Origin of the sequence: Listeria immobilis (genome assembly GCF_014322845.1) — a bacterium.
In the GTDB taxonomy this organism is placed as follows: Bacteria; Bacillota; Bacilli; order Lactobacillales; family Listeriaceae; genus Listeria; species Listeria immobilis.
Window position 1 is genome coordinate 22,163 of the sequence record NZ_JAASUA010000009.1, and the last position, 22,385, is coordinate 44,547.

Consider the following 22,385-nt stretch of genomic DNA (forward strand, 5'->3'; position numbering starts at 1 on the left):
ATAGAATGTATCAGTTAAAAAATGGTGAACTGGCTTGTGCCATTTTAAACAATAAAATTTTCAGAAAATGGTGATGCAAAATGACAAAAGTAATGATCGTTTATGCCAGCATGACTGGTAACACACAAGAAATTGCCGATATTCTAGGAGAAGAATTGGAAAAATACGATATTGAAGTTGAAATTGAAGAATGTATCTCAGTTGATCCAGAAGATTTACTGGAGTATGATGGTGCGTTAATTGGTGGCTATACGTACGATGATGGTCAACTGCCAGATGAATTTGTTGATTTTTATGAAGATATGGCTGATGTCGATTTTAGCGGCAAAGTATGCGCATCATTCGGTTCCGGCGATACTTTTTATGATGAATATTGTTTAACCGTTGATCTAATTGAGACTCGTCTAAAAGAACAAGGTGCTACCGTTCCAGTTGCTGGTTTAAAAGTAGATCTTGATCCTGACGAAGAAGATGTTGTTCGCGCTGAAAGTTACGCAAAAACATTTGTTGATACATTAAAAGGCTAATTTGCAAACAAGCATTCTCTAGGATGCTTGTTTTTATTTAACAAAAGCACCGTACAATGGTTGCTTTACCCCTTTAATTAGGATACAATTTCCATATTGAATAAAAAGATTGGAGTGATTAATTATGACAGTATTTAGTGAAAAGTTAGAAAAGTATGCGGAATTGATTGTGAAGGTTGGTGTAAATGTACAACCAGAACAGAAAGTGGTAATTATGGCTCCAGTTGATGCAGCTCCATTTGTTAGACTTATTTCTAAGTTTGCTTTTGAAGCTGGCGCAGAGGATGTAATAATAGATTGGCGCGATGAAGAACTTGGCGCTTTACGTTATAAACATGCACCACTACGCGTTTTTGAAAGTGCACCAATACATCGTGTTGCTGAAAAAACAGAACTCGCTAAAGAAGGAGCTTGTTTTATTTCCATTACTTCTGACGATCCTGATTTACTTAATGGTATTGATAGCAACAAAATCTCTACCTTCCAAAAAACAATGGGCGGCGCAATGAGTGAGTTTCGCGAGTTAATGCAAGCTAATGTGGTAAGTTGGACGGTTGTTGCAGCTGCATCACAAGGTTGGGCGGCAAAAGTTTTCCCAGATTTAACACCAGAAGAACAAATGGCAACACTTTGGGAAGCGATTTTTGAAACAACAAGAATTAATACTGATAATCCCGTAGAAACGTGGAAAAACCATGATCAAACATTGGCTGCAAAAGCAGATAGTTTAAATGAAAAACAATTTACTTCTTTACATTATACAGCTCCTGGAACTGACCTTACCATTGGTCTTCCAAAAAACCATCTTTGGGTTGGCGCTGGTAGTAAGAATAAAAAAGGACATGAATTTATGGCAAATATGCCAACAGAAGAAGTATTCTGTTGTGCGGATAAATTAAAAGTGGAAGGCTATGTTTCTAGTACAAAACCACTTAGTTATGCAGGAAATATTATTGACAACTTTAAAATCACTTTCGAAAAAGGTCGTATTGTTGGAGCAGAAGCTGAGTCTGGCGAAGAAATTTTAAAAGATTTAATCGCTACTGATGAAGGTTCCCATTATTTAGGAGAAGTAGCATTAGTTCCAGACCCTTCTCCAATCTCCCAATCTGGCATTTTGTTCTATAACACTCTATTTGATGAAAATGCATCTAACCACTTAGCAATCGGAAGTGCGTATGCATTTAATGTTAAAGGTGGCGAAGAAATGTCTCGTGAAGAATTAGAAGCAGCTGGTGTTAACAATAGCTTAACCCACGTTGACTTTATGATTGGTTCTTCCAAAATGGACATCGATGGTGTAACCGAAACTGGTGAAGTTGTTCCTGTTTTCCGTAATGGTGATTGGGCATTCTAAACCTTTTTTAAAACTTATACCTTTTGCGTAAAACCCTTGTAGCATTATGCTTTCAAGGGTTTTCGTTTGTTAATTTTTATGATAGAAAGTGTGGTGCATTTAGATGAAATTTAAAACATGGGACATCAATTTGAAAGTAAGGCTCTTTGGGGAAGCACTACTCGATATTTCTTTTTGGATGGTCTTCCCCTTTTTAACGATTTATTTTTCAGAAAGTATTGGGCGCGAACTTACCAGTATATTATTAATTGTTTCGCAAATTTTGGCTGTTTTCACTGCTCTTCTTGGTGGCTACTTTGCAGATAATTTTGGACGAAAACGAATGATGAGTATTTCTGTTATCGGCGAAGGATTAGGCTTTCTTGTATTTGCGATTGGCGCGCTTCATATAGTTGATTCGCCTTACTTAAGTTTTGCTGGGTTTACGATTGCAAGTATTTTTATGGCATTTTATCAACCCGCAAGTCAAGCAATGATTGCCGATGTTGTTCCACCAGAACATCGGACACATATTTATTCTGTCTTTTATATGATGGTCAATATTGCGGTTGTAATTGGTCCAATTCTTGGTTCTGTTTTGTTTTATAATTTTACGACCGAAACATTACTTGCTATTGTATGTGCTGATTTATTATTGCTATTCTTATTACAAAAATTTGGTCATGAAACTGCGCCATTAGTCATTAATCCAGCGCTAAAAAAAGATGCGATGCGAAAAAATATTGGCACAGTTTTAATCGAACAATTGAAAAATTATAAAGTTATTTTTAAAGATAGGATTTTCTTTTTATACATTGTTGCTGGTATTATTATTTCTCAGTCGTTTATGCAACTGGATCTACTCTTCCCGCTTTATATTAAAGAAGTTATTGGTGCATCCGACCTTTTCTCCTTCCATTTTACCGGTGAGCAGCTGTTTGGTGTTATCGTTTCCATCAATGGATTCTTTGTTGCTGCACTAACAGTCGTTGTCACTCGTTGGATGAGCCATTTTAGAGAAAAATTTGTTTTTATGAATTCTTCTTTTCTTTACGGAATTGCGATTTTCCTATTTGGCATTTCGACTGGACCTTGGGGAGCGATTTGTGCGATTATACTCTTTAGTTTTGCGGAACTTATGACGGTTGGTTTACAACAAAACTTTGTCTCGCAACTTGCTCCAGAAGATAAACGGGCAATGTATTTCTCGGCAGCTGGACTTCGTTATACTCTTGGTAAAGTTATTGCACCACTTGCCATTACATTGGCGGCTCTAATTGGTTATACAGCTACTTTTGTTGGCATTGGTATTTTAGCTTTGATTAGTGGGCTGATTTATTATTATATGTATGCAGAATTTGAGAAACAGCGCCAAGTATAGTTTTGATTTTTTTGACCCAGTGTCATTTAATTAATAAATAAAAAGCAAAAACTATAGAAAAAGGTTAACCCTTGCTTTCTATAGTTTTTGCTTTATTTGATTACGTTTTTTACGTTTTATTTACGAAAACGCGTGGAAACGGCTATTTTCAGGTGTTTAAATTACCTTTTCATGTCATATTTGTTTAAACAAGGTATATTAGAGGAAAAAAGACTATACTGTTACTTGTACACCTAGAATTGGCTTGTTATTTATATAAAGAAAGTTAGGTGTAAAAATGTTTGGAATAACAACTATTGGAATTGATTTAGGCACTGCAAATATTTTAGTCTACAGCAAAGACAAAGGTATTATTTTGAATGAACCATCTGTTGTCGCGCTAAATACAGATAATGGTTCGGTTTTGGCAATTGGTCATGAGGCAAAAGAAATGATTGGAAAAACGCCAACTTCCATTTCTGCCATTCGTCCAATGAAAGATGGCGTAATTGCTGATTTTGATTTAACTAGTGGCTTACTTCGGGAAATCATGCGGAGAATTTCTGCTAGTGGTGTTAAAAAACCAAATGTGGTGGTTTGTACACCAACTGGCGCTACATCGGTAGAACGTCGAGCAATTTCTGATGCTGTTAAGTCTACTGGTGCACGTTCTGTTGTTTTAATTGAAGAACCGGTTGCGGCTGCAATTGGTGCTGATTTACCTGTGTCAGAACCGGTTGCCAATGTGATTGTTGACATCGGTGGTGGTACTAGCGAAATTGCGATTATTTCTTATGGTGGCGTTGTTTCTAGTACATCCATTCGTACTGGTGGCGATCATATGGACGAAGAAATCATCCAGTATATCCGTAAGAACTATAATCTTTTAATTGGGCAAACAACTGCCGAACGCATTAAAATGGAGCTTGGTTATGCGCCCATTGAACATGTAACAAAAACAGCTGAAATTCGTGGCCGTGATTTACTTACTGGCTTGCCAAAAACAGTGGAAGTAAGCTCAGTCGAAATCCAAAGCGCCCTTTCAGAAACATTACTCCGCGTTCTCGAAGCTATTCGAAATACACTTGAAATGTGTCCGCCTGAATTAAGTGGAGATATTGTGGATCGTGGAATTATTTTAAGCGGTGGTGGATCATTGCTACAAGGCTTCCGCGACTGGCTTGTTGAAGAAATTGATGTTCCTGTACATATGGCTCCGAGTCCCCTTGAATCAGTTGCTATCGGGACAGGTAAGTCACTTGTCTTTGCAGATAAATTAACAAAAAATTAATTAATAAAGAAGCAGTTGGTTCCATATAAATGTGGTTCCAACTGCTTCTTTATCTTGCCCAAATGGCGTATTTCTGGTAAAATTACATCTGTTGTGCACATAAAAATTTCATCCAAGTCCCCTTAGTAAAACGGATATTACGAATCCCTCCTAAGGATTAAGTGCAGGTTCGATTCCTGCAGGGGACATAAGCTGCAAATCTAAAAAAAGATTTGCCTTTTTTTATGGATCAATTTTTATAAAACTTGGTGCGCTTCAATAGCTGAATTAATTCTACAAACGATAATATTACATCAGGATAACTTTTATCCATCACATAATAAGTTAGTACAACTTCTTTTTTAAAAAAATTAAAATTCAATTGGCTTAAATTAAAAACCATTTTCGCCATTTCTTTATCTTTCAAATTAGTAACGATTTTTTGAGCTAGACATTCTGACATATTATCCTTACTTAAAAAGGCAGAAATTGTATTTTTAGTACTCACTATTTATTTCCCCTTCCAACTAGTCTCCGCTATCAAAATCTACTGGTGATAACTTTCCATCTTATTTTCAATACAAATTATATACCAACTAATCTAACTTAGCTAGGCAAACTTCCATTTTCTCAAAATAAGTCTTATGTGCTTTCTTAATAATAGTATCTGCTATTTTTTCATAATTGCTTGTTATGGGTTTAATCTGGTGGTATTTTAACCATTCAATAAACGCGGCTTGGTAATCAGGAATAAAGCTATCGTTTTCATCCAAATAAAAACTTAGTAACTCACTATACGACCCCATTGGCTCTACTCCAATACTTAATAATTGCAGAAATTCGGTAAAATTAGAAGCAACTAAATTAATTTCTCCTTCACTACCAAAGAAAACAATTGGGCAATGTTCCAATGTTTGTTCCGCTTCTACGAAAAATGCATATATACTGCCTGTTCCATCTGCTCTAGCGAATGGATAGAACTTATTCTGACTAGATTGAAACCACTCTTTAGCCTCTTTGGAAGTTTGGAAAATACTGAAGCCAAGGCTAATTTGACTTTCATTCATCCAATCATCATAACGAATTATTTCTTTTAGTAATGCTGGCAAGGGTTGTTCCAAATAGTTTTGCTCTAAATCTTGAATAATGCTATTTGTTTTCTTGGTAAGTTTTGGAATGGTCACTGATTTTTCAGGTAAAATAACCTCTTTTAAAAGACGACCGTTCAAATCAACAGCAGTTTTTTTGCCTGTCATAAAGCACTTTGTCCCGTCTGCTAATGTTTTTATTTGACTAAATTCCAAATCTTTCGTCATCACTGATTCATCTAGTTCATCTTCTAAAACTAAACTATTAGATTCTATATAATACCAAAAATTACCACCACAAGATTGTCTTAATTTTCCTGTTTCTGGATCTTTTCGGCGATTATTATAGCCAAACCACCCTTTTTTACTTTGGGCAATAATACCTTGTGTTCCGACCAAAATTATTTCATCCTCATTACTAGCTTGTCCGTATCCCTTAGAAATAAATCCAATGTGCTTATATTTCATTTCAGTTAGCTCTTCGCCTTTACGATTAACAAATCCCCATCGATTATTTTTTTTAACGAAAGCGATACCTCCGAAAAAGCATGGTGAAGTTTCTTGGTAATCATTATCAATTAATACATGTCCTTTTCCATCAACAATTATACTAGAATCTGCTTTATCTACACCAAAGCTATCTTCAATTAGCTCTCTTAGTTGTGCTGGTTCTGGGGTAGATGCTAAATTTCCAGCTTCATCACTATATAAATATCTATTGCTTGCTTGATTATATTTAATTGTATACTTCACACCTGCTTGATCAATACAACCACTTTCATCTGTTTCTTGATCCAAATAGACTGCATAGCCATTCTTAAAGTCAGAAAGAATATCTTTTGGTTCAATAAGTTTTTCACCTTTCAAACTAATCAATCCATTTTTCCTTCGCGAAGTGGTGGTTTTAGCATAGCCATCTTTAAATATGCCGATTTTACTTACTTTTAATTCATCTGGTTTAATAAAAACACCATCTAATGTGAAGCATCCTTTATCAGAATTACAGGAATGCGTAATGATGACACCATCTTCTGCTCTTCTTGGACTTATCTCATTAAAATAACAATTGCCGATGACTGCTCCCATTTTATCTAAAATACAATAAACATTTGTATTGCGATCACCTTTATAGTTTATTATTTCTGCAGCGTATATTTTTGATTGTTCTTCTGTATAAGTCCCATTTCTTATATCTAATACCCACACTTTATTACTTAGTTTCTCAGGGTCCACACAGGCAATAGCATTTCCTTGATCATAAGGAAGTATTTCTTTATAAAGGAATTCGGTTAATTGCTCCCCGTTATCATTAAAAATAGCCCATAATTTATTTTTATCCTGTGCAAAAATATAGTTCTCATTACCATCTGTTACATTTTTATAGCCATGTTGCTCTAGTTCTTTTGCTGTTATATCATTCATAATTTAGTCCCTTCTGCTGACTTATTAATGTAGTTTATATTTCCTTACCACGATAAAATGTTGACGTTCCATCACTAAAGTAATCACTGGTATCAATTTGAGCAAACTTGTCTGGATGTTCACTTATTATTTTCCCTTGAAAATATACGTAATCAAGGTCAGATGCGTAGTCACTCTCGTTTTCATTTACTTTTCCGTATATATTAATGCTCTTTTTATTGTATATTTTTAAATGGAGTGATGATGGGCTAATTATACGACGATTCGTTTTATAGTATATTGCCTCTTTATCACAAGCAAAGTTTTCTCCAACCGTTTTGAAGGAATAAAAATCTGCCTTTTTCAAATAAGTGAAACTGGGTTTATACTGATGTTTTGAACCTATAGATGCTTCACAATATAGTTTACTTCCATCTGTCAGATAGTGTGCAGATAAAAGTTTCCATGAAAATGGATCAGCTATCTCAATTGGTCTTGCTTTTTTATCAGATAATGGTTTTGCGTTTAAATAAACATTTATTTCGTCATGGCAATACAAAGATAATAATAGATAGGGATGCCTGCCAATATAATGTGCTTTCCAATCAGATTTCTTAAAAACACCTATATATGGTTTCTGAAATACTTGTGCTAATACTTGCTTGGCTAAGGATGAAACGGTTGGGTTTGGTCCGATAAGTTCATGATATTCTTGCTCAAAATAAGTCTCGATAAAATCTTGACGTGTATTTAAGCAGTAATCACGATTAGTACGTTCACCAAATACAGAAATAAATCTTTGGTGATTTAACTCTTGAAACCAACAATAGTTTGAGCTAAAGTAATTCCAGTCAGCTAAACTAATTCCAAGCATATTAGTAATTTGTGTTATATCATTGCCTGCATTTAGAAATAAGCTTGCCGCAGCCCATTCCCCAAATAATAAGGTTACTTTTGGTTGTATTAAAGTTTGGTTCATCTTGTTCACCTTTCATTCACAATTCAGTTATCATTTAACCACTTTTCGCCATTTTCTTTAATGTCTTCTGCTAAGTCGTTTAGAGCATAACATATAATATCCTCTAAATTTTTATTCGCTTGGCTTTGCTCTAACATTTTAATTAATCTTTCTTCTAAACCTTCAAAATCATCTTGATGGTAGTAAAGCACGCCAAATTTAGAACATTCATCCATATAAATATAATAGTTTTCATTTTCATCATGCTTTTCATACCAACCAATAACCTTAAATTGATTATTGATTTTTTCGCGAAGTATGGAAGACATTTCATCACATTCAGGTCGTTCATTATCCCAAGAATACTTAATCATATCTACAAGTCCAAGTGATTGACACCTGCTATAATAGTCTTCTGCTGTTATTTTTTCTATTATTTCGTTAGGTGAAAAGAGTGTAAATTTGTGCTGTGTTAATAACTTTTGTAGAGGATCATAGGTGAGATAAGCATATTTTTGATAGAATTCGATTAGCTCTTCTGGAAGCTCTATTACCATATGCTGTTTTATTCGTTCAATGTCCTCTATACTTGCTCCCCTTCCTAAAATTAAATGTGGCGCATAATACCATTTCATCTCTTTGCCATAAATATTGTTACCTATTTTTGTTTTACTTTCAATTAATTGATTATACGCTTCTAGCAACTTAGTTAACTCCACAGTTGATAAGCTCCTTTGAAATTTTTTGTTCGATTTTACCTTAACATACTTTATCTGTATTAAACACATAGAGAATAAGAAAAAGAGAGAAAAAAAGAAACTTTACTTAAATTTAGTTAATTGCTTCATTAGTTTTTATAAAAGAAAAATACTATAACAGCGCATTTTAAAGTTCGTTTTGTTGATATGTCAAATTTATGACTATAATCACTCAACTTACAATTAATGAATATTATCGCCATTAATTCACACTATTAATCTAGTATAGAAAGTGATGGAAATACTAATTTTTACAAAAAAAGACATCTACAACACACTTTACAAATGTGATTGCAGACGCCTTTTGTATTATTATTTTGTTTTCTCAACTAATCTAAAGTGTTGCCACGGTAAGATGGTGTCGAGTAAGTAGCGTTCTTCGGGAACAATTCGAGCAACAATATTGGTGTTTCCCGAGTTTTCCATTTCCTGAAGTGCAACTTGCATTTCGCCTTTGTAGCGTTCGTAACCGTTATTATCAATGGTTACGTCTCCTTTGGCAATGGTTTCCGTATCATGTGGCTCAAAACTATATTGTTTGAAATTCACCCGCGTCATGGTCGAACGAAGCACATATGCAGATGCATCCCCACGATTGAAGTGCTTTTGGGTTAAAACAATTTCTTTTTCCACATCTGTTGCTCCATCTAAAAATTCTACTGCTAATTGTAATTCATTACGGTTTAGTTCGCTTAAAGCACGTAACTCATCTTCAGAAGCAAACATATTACCAATAATTACATCATCAATTAAACCTGTGTTCCATAAGTCTTTCGCTTGAACAGTAATATCCATGCCACGGTGTTCTTCCATAGTTGGAAGTCCGCCGTCAACAACAAACCAAGGACCAAATTCGCCACTGTTAGAAGAAACAAAAGCTGCTGTCCGCAAGTTTAAATCTTTAAATTGCTTACTCGTACGCAAGAAATGTTCTCTAGAAAGACCAGTGTATTTTCTTGGATAGAAGTTGTGACAACCAATAATATTCCCTACATTCGCTTGATAAGATAAAATATTTTCTACATAACGAGTTCCGTTACTAATATTTAACTCAATTTTCAGGTCTGTATCATCGAATGACATTGCTGCCTCTTCTGACCCAGAAAAACCTAAATCAAGACGTAAGCCAGCAAGCCCAAGTTCTTTAAAGCGATCTAATTCTTTATAAGTGATATTTAAAGATTCAAAAACAGTTGGATCAACATCCGCAATAACATCAAAACCTAGTTCTTTTGCACGTTTGCAAATGGTTTCTAACTTAGCAAATTCTGCTTCATCATTGGCAGAAATCAAACAAGTAAAAATACGACTAAAACCATATTTTGCTGCTGTTTCAATGTATTCTAATGATGCTTCAAGTGATACATGTTGTGGAAAGACAGATATTCCTAATTTTCTCATTTAAATCATCCCTTCGAAAACTTATTTAGAACGGTATAAATCAACAATTTCTTTTGCTAAATCTTTAAAAGTAATTGCATTCATTAAATGGTCTTGTGCATGAACTAATAGTAATGATACTTCTGCTTTTTCCCCACGTGCTTCTCCTTGAATTAAAGAAGTCTGCGAATGATGAGCTTCAAGTAAAGCTGCCTCGGCATTTTTAATTTGTTCATCTGCTGTTTCAAAGTCACCTTTTTTTGCTGCTTCGATTGCAAGCATAGCATCACTTTTAGCGTTTCCCCCGTGTACGATTAATTGCATAATTGTTTGTTCTAATTCCATTATTTACACATCCTTTTTTCATTTATCAAACTTACCATTGTTCCTACTCAGCATTTTCATCTTGAAGTCGTTGGTTGATCATTGTTAGTGCATCATTTAACACTTTTTCCCCGTCCATTGTCCCGTAATCAATACCATTAATGATTGAAACTGGTATCCCGATTGGGTCCAGTACGCGTTTTAAGTTCTTCTCAAGAAAACGGACTTGCGGTGCCAATAAAACGACATCTACATTGTTTCTATATTTATCAAAATCCGCTTCTGCTACCGCGATTACAGTGGCATCTACTTGTTTTTTTTCGATAGCTTCTGTCATTTTTTTAACGAGAAGGCTTGTGGACATACCGGCCGAACAAACTAACATGATGTTTTTCATAATTAATCCTCCTAGTTTGAAAAGCTGCACGCTATTATAATATGCAAGATATATGCCAACTTTTCTGTTTTTTGTTTGCTTCTTTGCTACATTCGTCTTTACACAAGTAAAAAAGCCAAGTGTGTAAGACAATACACACTTGGCAGGGGATTATTTCTAGTTCCCTTCCACCTGATTGGAGAGCATCATCTGTGTTAAATATGCAATTTCTGATTGTGGGATGACGATATCATATTCAATCTCAACGTTTTCCATCATTTGTTGCGTAATTTGCATTTCTACCATATGATTCTTTGCAAATTCGTTTAAATCGGGAAATTCACGGTCAACTGCACCAAGTTTTACTCGTTCAATAAGGAAAGCAAGATGGAGAATCATTCCAATATCTACACCTGATTCCAAAATAACATTTAGTTGCAATTGCAGTTCTGAGATTACTTTTCTTAGGAAATAAACTAGCTGTTCCGCAGAGCTTACTGCTTGTAAATTCCCTTCCAATGAAGTTATAAGTTTTTCATAAGGAACTTCATCATTTAAAATCCGTGATACAATTCCAAGTCCACCTTCTGATAATACTTCTAATGCGCTAAAGAACGGAATATCCCGGTATTCAAAAGCAACAGATCCCATAATTGCCAAAATATTATATTCTTCCATCAGTTGATCGATTCGCTCACGAAATGCTTCTTTATGCAAAAATTGTAAAACGATAATTTCAATTTTTGTTTCATCAATTATTGGCGCGACGACTTTGCGGAGTTGTTCTGCCACACCTTCTCCTGTGAAACAAGTGAAAATAACTGCATTTTTGACAGGTTTGGCACGTAAAACATGCGCTTTATATTTATTTTCAAATAATTGCTCGCAGCTTTGATAAATATCTTCTAAGCCTCGACCAAGTGAAGCTTTACGCATTGCTTCTAAAACAACCGGAGTACTTACCATTGTAACGGTTTTAGTCCGTATGCCAAGTTCTTCTGTTAACATATTTCCAAAAGAAGTTAACGAACCCATATCTGAAAGTAATAATACACCTTTCACAGGATTTAGTTTGATTACCATTTGTTTTAATTTTTCATACATTGCTTTTACTTCTACGGATAGCGGCATATCGAGTGCAACACCACTATCAATACTTAATAATTCCTGCACTGTTTCTACCATACTCGTTGCAGTAGAGCGGCCATGCATCATTACAATCACTTCGACTTGGAGTTCTTGTGAAAGTGCCGTATCCACTACTTCTTCAGTAAGAAACATTGTTAAAAAGCCGATTTCATCAAAGGGAATTTCAATACGTAACTCTTGTTCAATCAGTGCGGATAAATCAATCGCAACCTGGAACTCTTTTGGATACTTTTTCCGAATATTATTTAAATCCGGGTGAATAATATGTTTTTGCTCACGAACACGTTCAATTGTACTTTGTAAATGTAATGAAAAAGCGAATTTCATTTTTTCGTTGTATTTACGATTGAGCTTTTCTTCTGCCATTGCATAGACTTTTTCCGTTAATTCCCAAACTGCTGGATCGATAATTTCTTTCGCTGTTTGATGAGTTGGAAGCTGAACCATATAATCGTGAAAATATTGATCTACATCGACATAAAGCGCTTCTTCTAACTCACTTTGATCTTTACCTTCTTTCATTAGTTGATCGGCTTTTTCTTGAATAGCGTGATAAACGTCATGAACATCTTCTACTTTTGCAGTTGGATCACTTGTATCAACGAATTTAAAAATAGCTTTGTTTACATCAATAAGGCGATTTAATTTTTCTGGTTCGTCTTTAAGATGTAGCAGCCCTTTTTGAACATGGATCGGTAAATCATCTTGTTCAATCAAGATATAGTTCGCTGTTTTGGTTTTATAATGTAAAAAGGCTTTTGCACAGGCAAGTTTTAAATCGCGTTGAAGTTGTCCAACATTGGCACTAGCATGGTACAGCAAAAAGGCGATGAGTGCTTTTCGATGTACTCGAATTGATTGATGTAGTCGGATTGCTTCTTGATTTAAGAAAAATTCAACTAATTGATAACGCTCTTCCAAATTACGTTCAGCGAGTGCAGGTAATGTTATCGTCATTGGAATACGTCTTGTAAAAGTTTCTAACAAGAAATTATCAGGAGATTCTGTTGTTGCACCAATAATTTGCACTTGCGCATGGTGAACGTTAGCGCTTTCTCCAAGGGGCCGAAATTCTCCTTTATCAATAAATGTAAAGAGCATTTCTTGACCTTCAGGAGGCAAACGATGAATTTCATCTAAAAATAAAATTCCACCATCTGCTTTTTTTAGTAAACCTTCTCGCGTTTCTTCTGCGCCTGTGTAAGCACCTTTAATTACCCCGAAAATATGACCGAAGAGAAGTTGTGGATTTTGCGCATAATCTGCACAGTTAAACGATATAAAAGGAGCGTTTGCTGGAATTGTTTCCGACTCTTTGGCAAATTGATACATACATTCAGCAAAAAGAGATTTCCCAGTCCCAGTCCGTCCTAAAATCAAGCTATGCAAACCATTAGGTGGATAAAGAATGGCTGCTTTAGCTTGTTGGATACTTACTTTCAAACTATCCTCTGAACCAATTAAACGTCCAAAAGCGGTTTCTGCATGTGCGATGATTGGTTGTGCCGTTTTGGTAGTAGATTTTAAAGCTTGATAAAAAACTGGTTTCCCTGAAAGTTTATCAATCCTATTTTCTTTAAAAAGATCATTTAGATAACGACTAGCGTTTGCTCGGTCCATTTGAAGCAATTCTGCAACATCTGCTGCAGATACTTTTTCTTCTTTTTTCTTTAGAAGTTGGAGGACTTCTTCTTTTCTACTAGACATCTACTCTACTCCTTTTTAAAACTATATATTTTCATTATACCTTTTTAAATAGCATCCTCGCAACGATAAAAACCAAACGTAAAAAAAGAGCGAATATCTTTCTCATAGTAAAGAGAGAAAGATATTCTGCACAGTTAAAACTTTTTAAAATTAGTTGGTTTCTTTTTTGTTTTATTGGTTGTATTATTTCGTTTTGCTTGGAATGAATGAGTCGATTTTTCTTTCGATGCTGGCTTCGTATTTTTAGTTGTTTTTCCTTTATACGCAGATTTTGCTGAAGAACTGCTGGTTTTTTCATTGCGGACTTGTTTAGGCGGGCGTGTCGCTTTTTTGGCGATTTTATTTTCTGGCACTGCCCCGTCAAGCAGCTTTCCTTGGTAAAATCTAACTTGCTTTCCTTTTAGATTGTGGATAGTTAAATATTGTTTTAATGTGCGTATTTCACGAGGATTAGCAAAAGTAATGACCGTCCCAGATTTACCCATTCGTCCAGTACGTCCAGAACGATGCGTATATTCTTTCTCACTCACTGCCAAATCATAGTGAATAACATATGGTAAATCTTCAATATCTAAGCCCCGAGCTGCAACATCTGTCACGATTAAATAGGTTAATGTCCCTTTTTTGAAATCATCAAGATATTTTTTACGCTTTTCTTTCCGAATTTCGCCGTGAACACCCGCAGCTTTTACTTTGTCAAAATGTAGCTTTTCTAGTAAAATCTCCATTCTCGGTTTGTCTTTTACGAAAACAAGTGCACGCATGTCTTTAATATGCGAAATCCGGCGTAAAAGAGTTGCTTTATCGCGTGACTCTACATCCATATAAAGATGTTCGACGTTTGTTAATTCCTCGGGTTTTGCAGTCACTTCAAGTACAACTGGCTCTTGCTCTGTTTGCGTGAAAAATGTTTCTGGATTTTCTAACTTTGTAGCAGAAACAAGCGTGAGTTGACGATCACGTACAGCACTTTCAACGATTTCAAGTGTACTTTTATAGTTTTCTTGGCGAAGTAACTGATCACATTCATCCAAGGTAATTGTTTTGATTTCATGCATTTTAATTTTCTTTTGTTTGATTAATTCTAATGCGCGTCCTGGAGAAGCAACGATTATTTGTGGTTTTTTCTTTAGTTTTTCAATTTGACGTTTTACATTCGCTCCACCGATTAACGACACTACAGTTAAATCTTCATTTGGTAACCACGAGCGAATTACCTCTGTGATTTGCATTACAAGTTCATGAGATGGCGCTAAAACTAACCACTGTATGTGTGGGGTGGCTTCAATTTTTTCCAAGGTTGGTAGTGCATAGGCTACCGTTTTCCCTGTTCCAGTTGGTGACACCGCTAAAACATCTGCGCCGTCTTTGATTGGCTGATACATCGCTTGTTGAATTTCTGTTGGTGTTTCATAGCCATGTTCTTGCCATTTTTCCGCCCAAAAGCTTGGGATTTTTGATTCTATCATGATCGGACTCCTTTATTCGTTCTTCCTTGTATCATACCACGCTTACTGCAAGTCTGCACTTTTATTTAGAATTTTTGTTGCAATAAATAGAAGAAAAACGACAAAAAGTAGATTAAAAACAAATTCTGAGGCAGAAAACTGAAATGCAAGCCCAATAGAATAATGAAACTGTATTTCTGGTCCTACTTCTGGTAACCAATTACTTTTGATATATATTTGCGCAGCATTAATCACCAAAAAATAAATAATTGCTGCTATAAATCCAAAACGATAACCATACACTGGAACCATGCTAATTGCTGTCGCCACAATGACAATACAAACAAAAGATAAATTAACCAGCCAAATTCCTAAGAAAGTTTCTAATATTATTTTTAGAGCTTCTATTACACCAAGGTCTGCACCACTTATAGTTATTATCGATAACATTATAAAAAGGAATCCAGCAGTTAAAATAGTTGTTTCAACTAAAGAAATGATTACTTTATTTATAAGCGTTTTCCAAATAGGTGCTTTTGTTTGGAAAAATAAATAACGTGTTTCATCATATACACCACCACGGGCAGTTGCTACAAAAAGTAGTAACCAAATAAGTATCCAGCTTCCCCCGACAATACTTAAAAGTGTTAGAAAAATATCATCCCCTGCTGTAAAAATAGCTCCATCGCTACCTAGATTAATTACTACTGGTTGAAGCGCACCTTTCCCTAATTTATAAAAAAGCCCCACGAGTAAACAAACCATCCATCCGGAAAAAGCTGCAATAAACCAATAGCGATGTGCATTCCATTCTAATTTCCAATGAGCTTTAAGCATGTCCAAATACCTCCCGATAATAAGTAACAATCGATTTCCCATCTATTTCTCTTAGCGTTTCGGTGTTTTTACGGTCAATAATTTCCCCATGCTTCATCAAAATAATTTCATCAAACATCATTTCCATATCTTGAATTAAATGTGTGGTAACAACAAGTGTTGCATCTTCTTTTAAAAACTGAGCGATTGATTTCACCAAGTCATCCCGCGAAATTAAATCAATTTCCGAAAAAGGTTCATCTAGTAAATAAAGATCTGCATCCCGACACAAAATCAAGGATAGCATTACTTTTGCAGCATTTCCTTTCGATAAATATTTGGTATTTTCTTTGACATTAACACCAAGTGAATGAATCATTTCGGTCGCTTTTTCAGGATTAAAATCTGGGAAAAAGCCCTGATAAATTAAAAAATAATCACGAATCACCATATTAGGTAAAAAATCTTCACTCGGTAAATAAGCAACTCGTTTATCCTTTGCCAAAACAAGCTCACCAGAGGTAGGTTTTAATAATCCAGAGATCGCATTAAATAGCGTTGTTTTCCCTGCCCCATTCGGTCCAAGTAGTCCAATTATTTTTCCGGATTCTAGCGTTAAATTAATATCATTTAATGATTTATATTTACGATATTTTTTTGTTAGACCTGTTATTTTGATTATGCTTTCAGTCATATTAAATACTCCTTTTTGTTAGTAGTTCTATTGCTGCTTGACGGGTTAAACCAATACTTTCTGCCTCTTCCAAAAAACGCTCAGCCATTTCATCAGCCAGTTCACTTTTAAGCTGCTCAAAAACAACTCTTTCTGATGTTACAAATGATCCCATCCCACGCTTAGCATAAATGTAGCCTGCTCTTTCTAACTCTTGGTATGCTCGACTAACTGTATTTGGATTAACTGCAAGTGATGCTCCCATTTCACGGACAGACGGTAATTTATCATCTGATTTCCATTCTCCTGTAACCATCTTTTTCTTCATCCAATCACAAATCTGACTATAAATGGGTTTATCTGTATGGAATGTTGGTTTCATCATTACCTCCTCCATCTGAAACTAGTGTATTAAGTAAATAGTACACTTGAATTAAACTTATTGTCAAGCACAAAAAAGCCAGGAATAAGTATTAAAACACTTTTCCTGGCTTTCCTTTAAATTATTTTTCTATATTAAAGCTTGATGTTACAAAAAATAGTGTTAGCCATATTAATAATATTTAACTTTTATAATAACCAACATATAGATTAACATATTTGCTCCCGTTTTTTGGGAATACATGGTAAAAAGGTGTTGCTATATTCAAATTATTTACTTCTAAGGTAGCTAATAATTCTGCATAAGACTGCTCCGTAACGTTATCAAAATCGCCCACAATGATTGTTTTTAGCAATGGAGTGATTTCAAAATAAGAAGCAAATTGATAATCTTCTACTTCAAAGCTGTTTTCAATGATTGGAAAAAACATTTCGATATCTATCATTTCATCTGTTGGAACATTATTAAGGCTATAAAAAAAGGGACCTTTCAAATTATAACCTTCATCAATAATACCAGAAACAAAATTTTTATAGTTCTCTTCCATTTCAGAATAATAAAATTTAGCTCTTTTACTTACAACATTCTGAAAGCTAATTTTGTCTGCTGTAAAGACTTTTGGCAACAATTTCATAGTTTGTCTACCTCACAATATAAATCAATAACAATATCGCCTTCTAAATCCAGAAGAACGTGATAAATTGTTAATAAAATACCTTTTTCCTTATCAATCTTTTCCTTAATTTCATTATAAGGTATAGCTTCTTCTTGGTCATAATGACGATAAAAATAATTTGTAGTAAATTCCAGTCTTTCTTTATAAAAAAACTGTGACTTATTTTCTCCAACAATGTTTATTTTATTGCCAACAGTGGATAAAATAGTCACATCATTTGATTCATCAAATGGATTGTATTCAAAGATAGTGGGTGAATCTGCAAAAATCCATTCTGAATTAATACTTTCTTAAACTCAGCGCCAATTTCAGCCACTTGGTCAAATATCTCTTTATTAGAATCAAGTGTTGCACTAAATCCAATGACATTATTTAGGCTAAATTGTCTTGTTTTTATTTTCATTTTTTTCTCCCAACATGCTTATTTTTTATTTTTTTTATAATCCATTGTATCAAAATTATCATAAATCCAATTAAGATGACAATTACAATAAATCCAAATATATTTTTTATTGTTTTAGATAATGCAAATTTCTCATCAATTTTCACCATACCAACTATTATAGCTATTCCCATTAACACATATATATACTTTTTCTTGAGTATTGATCTCAATCTCCCATTGAAAGAAAAGGGCTTCTGTTCTTTATACTCTTCCCAATAATCTCTATTTACAGATTTCAAATATGTTAGGTAGCCAATTTCTATCAGCAATCTTGTGAAGGCTAACACAAAAACCAAGGCAAGTAAAAGTCCTAAAATAAATAAAAAATTTGTAAAAAATACGCCTGTAATACTAACTACTCCAAAAATAATCCAAGCAGAATTAAAATTAAATACCTTAGAAAAAGCTAGATAATTAGCAACTTTTCTTTGTTCCGAAAAGCCTTTCCTTATATTTTTTCTAATCCAAAAAACATTATAACAAATAGTCAGTAGAGCTACTGTTCCAATTAAAACTAGAAATATCATTGAATAGGTTGCATTAAAATCAGCTATGTTTGACTTATACCCAGTTGATTTACTATTACTAATCATAAATGAAAGAGCTACTAAAATAACTAATTCAATTAATAAAGTAAAAAATAATAATATAGAATTAAATACCTGATGTTTATAAACTATTTTTTTTGGAACAAGAAAAAAATAGATATTCAATACAATCGCATAAACCACATAAAATTTTAACATCCCATATAAAATTGTGCTTGCTATATTATTGTACCAAGAGTGAATTTCTATTCCCGGGATCAATCCAATAATTGATAGGACTAACAAAGCAATTAATTGGATTCGTAGTGTCCCCACTGAACCTCTAGTTTTTGCCAAAGAAATAAAGTATTTTTTATTTAATGATTCTGAACTGTTTATATTTTCTACCATAGATATCACCCATTCCAGTTTTCTAGCTGATTATGGTGCTTTGTCCTAATGAAACTTGATATTTTTTATTTATAGTCACTGATTTTACTCCTACAACGGCAGATTTTGCTAAGCTAGTACTTGAAGCAATTTTGCTTATGAAATGCCCTTCCCGTTATTTATACTAAAATTAGTGTTTCAAAAATGGGTGTATATAATATTAAATTAAATAGCTACTAAATAAACACGATAATTATATTTTGCCATACAGTATACTTGTTATTTCGCTTTCTGAGAAGTCTTGTTGTATTATTGTTGCTAAGTGTTTACTTATCGTTCCTATTGGGCCGCATGTTTTTTGCTAGATTTGTATAACCTGTTCTCTAGGATATCTGTAAATATTTCTCCCTTTGTGTTCATTCTCAAAAAAACCTACCTTCAAAGGAGCGGTCCATTTCAGCCACTTGGTCAAATATCTCTTTATTAGAATCAAGTGTTGCACTAAATCCAATGACATTATTTAGACTGAATTGTCCTGTTTTTATTTCATCTTTTTTTCCCAACATGCTTATTTTTTATTTTTTTTATAATCCACCAAATTAAGATTAGTATTAACGAAATTAATAGTCCTAGAATGACATATGAAAATATTATATTCCAAACTTTTGGTATTTCGTATGTATCCTCTATCTCTGTTATGGCAAAAATCAATAACAACATAAAGACTACATATGTCGATAACTTTTTCAAACGTGATTCTATTATCTTTTTCCATAATTTTGGAGGCTCAATAGTATAATTTATCCAATAATCTTTATTTTTATGTAGTAAATAAGTAGAATATCCCAGTTCTATTGTCAATCTGGAAAACATAGCACCCAAAAACAGCCCAAATATAGCACCGAAAACCGTTGCCAAGTTATCTGTCAAAAAAGCACCTAGCATGGAACTTCCAAAAATTATCCATAATGATTTCGACTTATAAACTTTTGACCGAGCAGAATAGTTAGCTGTTGTTCGCTCTACAGAGAAACCTGCTCTTAGTTGTTTTTTTAACCAATATAAATTATAAATTAAACAACCAATATATCCTAAGCTAAATAGCAATATAATGAGGATTGAAAATTTTGATCCATACCAAATTTCATTAGGCTTTCCCCATTGAGTTATCATATAGAACATAAACATTAATATAAATGTAAGTAAAACTGATTGAATTACTCCCCAAGCGCCTAAAAATACTTGATGCCGAAACAAAGCTTGTCTGATTCCCCTTAAATTAACTGATAAAAATGTTAATAACATAAATATAGCTATACATATTATAAAGATATTAACTTTACTTTCGAGTGGATTTATATCATAGCCTAAAGTGGCAACATTCCATGTAATAGGCAAACAAAGAAGAGCTATAACTAAGCCTGCTAGAGATATTTGTAATATACCAATACCTCCCCTAGTAGCTATAAATGATTTAAAATAAGTTTTATTCTTCTCATCTACGTCTATAGTTTCACTTTTGATATTCTTTCTCATAGAATTAACCCCCAAATCCAAAATTAAACCCGCCTACCAAGTTACTTATTTTATCCCCAATATTTTTTGTAATCTCTTTCACGCCATCTTTCACGTGATCTACAGCACTTTTTGGAGGTGAGCCAAATGGGTAATTTATAAGTAGATTTACACCTATACCAACACCAGCACCAACAACCGTCCCTAATGGGGGAAGGAATACTGACCCAACCATTGCACCAACCGCAGAAGCACCTGCAGCTGAACCAATGTCAATTGCAGTATCTGTTACAAAATCGACTGTCTCTCCTGCATCAAGTCCATCAGATAAGTCTATATTTGCTGCAAAATTATTTCCGACTGTTAAAACGGTTCCAAGTATCCCCAGTCCTTTTCCAAATTTACCAACTTTTGAAGCATCTCCCCACCCTTTAAAATCATTAATAGGATTTAATGCTTCTTTAAAATTTGAAAGTCCTGCTAACTTTAACTCTCCAAAGTCAATACTCCCATTTGGAAGCATAGAGTAATGATAATTTCCCAGATCAATACCAGATTTGTTTTGGAAATTTTCACCTAGATTATAAACATGACCTCCATTTGTTGTTGGTTTAAATAAAAATCTATTTCCTAATTTTAATCGACCTAATGAATCTTGAGTGATAGCAACACCATTTAGAAAAGCACGGCCATTTACAAAGCTTATAGTTGAAATAGTTCCAGCTTTAATATAATCTAAAAAGTCTGGTCCAAATTTATTAAGGTTTTCGATTAGCCAGTTTTCTGTCTCTTCTGGTGTCATATTTTCCGGTGCATGTGTAGCAATATAGTCTGGTGAATTTTTAAATGCTGTTACATCTTTTTTGTCTGTAAACCAGCTTTTGTCTGTACCAGCAGGCAAGGTGTATGAGCCATCAGAATTTATAATCGTATTATCTAACACTAATACACCTTGCATTGCTATATTTAAATCGTTAAGACTATCACTAAACAATCCATTTGTTAGTGAAGAAAAGGTATGTAACTTATCTAATTTTATTTGTAATTGCTCAATATCATCCTGAATGCTATCTGACATTTGATCTAGTTTTTTCTGAAAATCAAGTAAAGAATCTAGTATTGCTGTAGCTGGATCATTTCTTGAAGCAGCTTTTGTAATAGATGAAGCAAAGTCAACAGAAGCTTTCATCATTTTTTTTATCGCAATTTGCTGATTTAAATTTTCTTCATTTAAATACCCTTCACTTGAAATGTTTTGATCAGCTGTTTCATATTTTTGTAGCTCTTGTTCAATTGCATCACAAGCAGTAGTTACTCGTGTAATAGTTGGGATAATCAGATCGCTAAATATACCTTTTCCCGCAGTATAAGCTGCACCCGCCAATAAATTCCCATCTACTGCTGCAATGACCTCTTGGCTCCCAAGTTTTAGTTGGTTGATTGCTTCTTTTCCATTTGTTAAATTACTTGTTAAAGATTGAACTAATTCGGCAGACTCGCTACTTGAATAAACTAATCCCAAGGAATATCACTCCGCTTCTTATAAAGGATTTCACGTTCTTCGTCCATTTTTTTCGTTTCTTTTTTGTAGGCTGATACAATCTGGTCATTGGATTCACGTAGTAATTGACGAAATGATTGCTCTTGCTCTTCATTATTACGTTTTAACTGATTTGTTTCGGAGCTATCAAATCTTGCATTTTCATTATTTAAATTGTTTAGTTCCTGAAACCCTCTACGAAAGTCTACTTCCAAATTATAAATAGATTCTTCAAGTTTTCTTTTTCCGTTGCTGAGCTCATCCATTTGCTGTTCATTTTCTAAAATTAGCTGATTATATTTCGCGCGTTCGTAATCATTTGACTTTTTATTCAAACAA

Annotated in this window: 23 protein-coding genes and 1 tRNA gene; 5 read left to right on the top strand and 19 right to left on the bottom strand. The window is 34.0% G+C overall.

Annotation, left to right across the window (positions count from 1 at the left end):
- Positions 1-80: 80 nt before the first annotated feature.
- From HCJ45_RS11340 to HCJ45_RS11360, 5 genes are all read left to right on the top strand, one after another.
- A complete protein-coding gene (locus HCJ45_RS11340) occupies positions 81-527 on the top strand; it encodes a flavodoxin (RefSeq protein ID WP_187124874.1) in 447 nt (148 codons plus the stop codon).
- Positions 528-651: 124 nt separating this feature from the next.
- A complete protein-coding gene (locus HCJ45_RS11345) occupies positions 652-1,884 on the top strand; it encodes an aminopeptidase (protein ID WP_185347174.1) in 1,233 nt (410 codons plus the stop codon).
- Between the two features lie 103 nt (positions 1,885-1,987).
- Positions 1,988-3,244 (top strand): MDR family MFS transporter, encoded by a 1,257-nt coding sequence (locus HCJ45_RS11350; RefSeq protein WP_187124875.1) that lies wholly within the window; start codon positions 1,988-1,990, stop codon positions 3,242-3,244.
- 277 nt (positions 3,245-3,521) lie between these two features.
- On the top strand, positions 3,522-4,514 hold the full coding sequence (gene mreBH, locus HCJ45_RS11355; RefSeq protein ID WP_185347178.1) for a rod-share determining protein MreBH: 993 nt from the start codon (positions 3,522-3,524) through the stop codon (positions 4,512-4,514).
- A gap of 116 nt (positions 4,515-4,630) precedes the next feature.
- Positions 4,631-4,702 (top strand) — tRNA-Arg (locus tag HCJ45_RS11360).
- 41 nt (positions 4,703-4,743) lie between these two features.
- On the opposite strand, the gene HCJ45_RS11365 is transcribed toward HCJ45_RS11360, so the two are convergent.
- The 19 genes from HCJ45_RS11365 to HCJ45_RS11455 all read right to left on the bottom strand — a co-directional run bounded on the left by HCJ45_RS11365 (position 4,744) and on the right by HCJ45_RS11455 (position 22,381).
- Positions 4,744-5,001 (bottom strand): hypothetical protein, encoded by a 258-nt coding sequence (locus HCJ45_RS11365; protein ID WP_343068898.1) that lies wholly within the window; start codon positions 4,999-5,001, stop codon positions 4,744-4,746.
- 88 nt (positions 5,002-5,089) lie between these two features.
- Entirely contained in the window at positions 5,090-7,003 is a 1,914-nt protein-coding gene (locus HCJ45_RS11370) for a WG repeat-containing protein (protein WP_187124876.1), read from the bottom strand.
- Positions 7,004-7,037: 34 nt separating this feature from the next.
- The gene (locus HCJ45_RS11375) at positions 7,038-7,961 is read right to left on the bottom strand and encodes a DKNYY domain-containing protein (protein ID WP_187124877.1); all 924 of its coding nucleotides are present in this window, start codon (positions 7,959-7,961) and stop codon (positions 7,038-7,040) included.
- Between the two features lie 23 nt (positions 7,962-7,984).
- Positions 7,985-8,659, bottom strand: coding sequence for an SMI1/KNR4 family protein (locus tag HCJ45_RS11380; protein ID WP_187124878.1), 675 nt, complete (start codon positions 8,657-8,659; stop codon positions 7,985-7,987).
- 351 nt (positions 8,660-9,010) lie between these two features.
- Positions 9,011-10,099, bottom strand: coding sequence for a DUF871 domain-containing protein (locus tag HCJ45_RS11385; protein WP_187124879.1), 1,089 nt, complete (start codon positions 10,097-10,099; stop codon positions 9,011-9,013).
- A 21-nt stretch (positions 10,100-10,120) separates the two neighbouring features.
- On the bottom strand, positions 10,121-10,423 hold the full coding sequence (locus HCJ45_RS11390) for a PTS sugar transporter subunit IIA (protein ID WP_185381306.1): 303 nt from the start codon (positions 10,421-10,423) through the stop codon (positions 10,121-10,123).
- Between the two features lie 43 nt (positions 10,424-10,466).
- Positions 10,467-10,799 (bottom strand): PTS sugar transporter subunit IIB, encoded by a 333-nt coding sequence (locus tag HCJ45_RS11395; protein ID WP_187124880.1) that lies wholly within the window; start codon positions 10,797-10,799, stop codon positions 10,467-10,469.
- 156 nt (positions 10,800-10,955) lie between these two features.
- Positions 10,956-13,634, bottom strand: coding sequence for a sigma-54-dependent transcriptional regulator (locus HCJ45_RS11400; protein ID WP_187124881.1), 2,679 nt, complete (start codon positions 13,632-13,634; stop codon positions 10,956-10,958).
- Positions 13,635-13,768: 134 nt separating this feature from the next.
- Positions 13,769-15,103: a DEAD/DEAH box helicase gene (locus HCJ45_RS11405; protein ID WP_185381305.1), complete on the bottom strand. Its 1,335-nt coding sequence runs from the start codon at positions 15,101-15,103 to the stop codon at positions 13,769-13,771.
- Between the two features lie 42 nt (positions 15,104-15,145).
- A complete protein-coding gene (locus HCJ45_RS11410; RefSeq protein ID WP_187124882.1) occupies positions 15,146-15,919 on the bottom strand; it encodes a hypothetical protein in 774 nt (257 codons plus the stop codon).
- Positions 15,912-16,592 carry an ATP-binding cassette domain-containing protein gene (locus HCJ45_RS11415; RefSeq protein WP_187124883.1) on the bottom strand — a complete coding sequence of 227 codons (681 nt, stop codon included), beginning with the start codon at positions 16,590-16,592 and terminating at the stop codon, positions 15,912-15,914. Before HCJ45_RS11415 ends, HCJ45_RS11410 begins: the two co-directional genes overlap by 8 nt.
- Position 16,593: 1 nt before the next feature.
- On the bottom strand, positions 16,594-16,953 hold the full coding sequence (locus tag HCJ45_RS11420; RefSeq protein ID WP_185347304.1) for a GntR family transcriptional regulator: 360 nt from the start codon (positions 16,951-16,953) through the stop codon (positions 16,594-16,596).
- 181 nt (positions 16,954-17,134) lie between these two features.
- Positions 17,135-17,587 carry a DUF5085 family protein gene (locus HCJ45_RS11425; RefSeq protein ID WP_187124884.1) on the bottom strand — a complete coding sequence of 151 codons (453 nt, stop codon included), beginning with the start codon at positions 17,585-17,587 and terminating at the stop codon, positions 17,135-17,137.
- On the bottom strand, positions 17,584-17,841 hold the full coding sequence (locus HCJ45_RS11430; protein ID WP_187124885.1) for a hypothetical protein: 258 nt from the start codon (positions 17,839-17,841) through the stop codon (positions 17,584-17,586). Before HCJ45_RS11430 ends, HCJ45_RS11425 begins: the two co-directional genes overlap by 4 nt.
- On the bottom strand, positions 17,838-18,032 hold the full coding sequence (locus tag HCJ45_RS11435; RefSeq protein ID WP_187124886.1) for a hypothetical protein: 195 nt from the start codon (positions 18,030-18,032) through the stop codon (positions 17,838-17,840). The genes HCJ45_RS11430 and HCJ45_RS11435 overlap by 4 nt, the downstream gene beginning before the upstream one ends.
- Positions 18,029-19,012, bottom strand: coding sequence for a hypothetical protein (locus HCJ45_RS11440; protein ID WP_187124887.1), 984 nt, complete (start codon positions 19,010-19,012; stop codon positions 18,029-18,031). The genes HCJ45_RS11435 and HCJ45_RS11440 overlap by 4 nt, the downstream gene beginning before the upstream one ends.
- A gap of 525 nt (positions 19,013-19,537) precedes the next feature.
- Positions 19,538-20,527: a hypothetical protein gene (locus HCJ45_RS11445; RefSeq protein WP_187124888.1), complete on the bottom strand. Its 990-nt coding sequence runs from the start codon at positions 20,525-20,527 to the stop codon at positions 19,538-19,540.
- A 4-nt stretch (positions 20,528-20,531) separates the two neighbouring features.
- On the bottom strand, positions 20,532-22,028 hold the full coding sequence (locus tag HCJ45_RS11450; protein ID WP_187124889.1) for an LXG domain-containing protein: 1,497 nt from the start codon (positions 22,026-22,028) through the stop codon (positions 20,532-20,534).
- Positions 22,019-22,381, bottom strand: coding sequence for a hypothetical protein (locus tag HCJ45_RS11455; RefSeq protein WP_187124890.1), 363 nt, complete (start codon positions 22,379-22,381; stop codon positions 22,019-22,021). The genes HCJ45_RS11450 and HCJ45_RS11455 overlap by 10 nt, the downstream gene beginning before the upstream one ends.
- Positions 22,382-22,385: the final 4 nt, after the last annotated feature.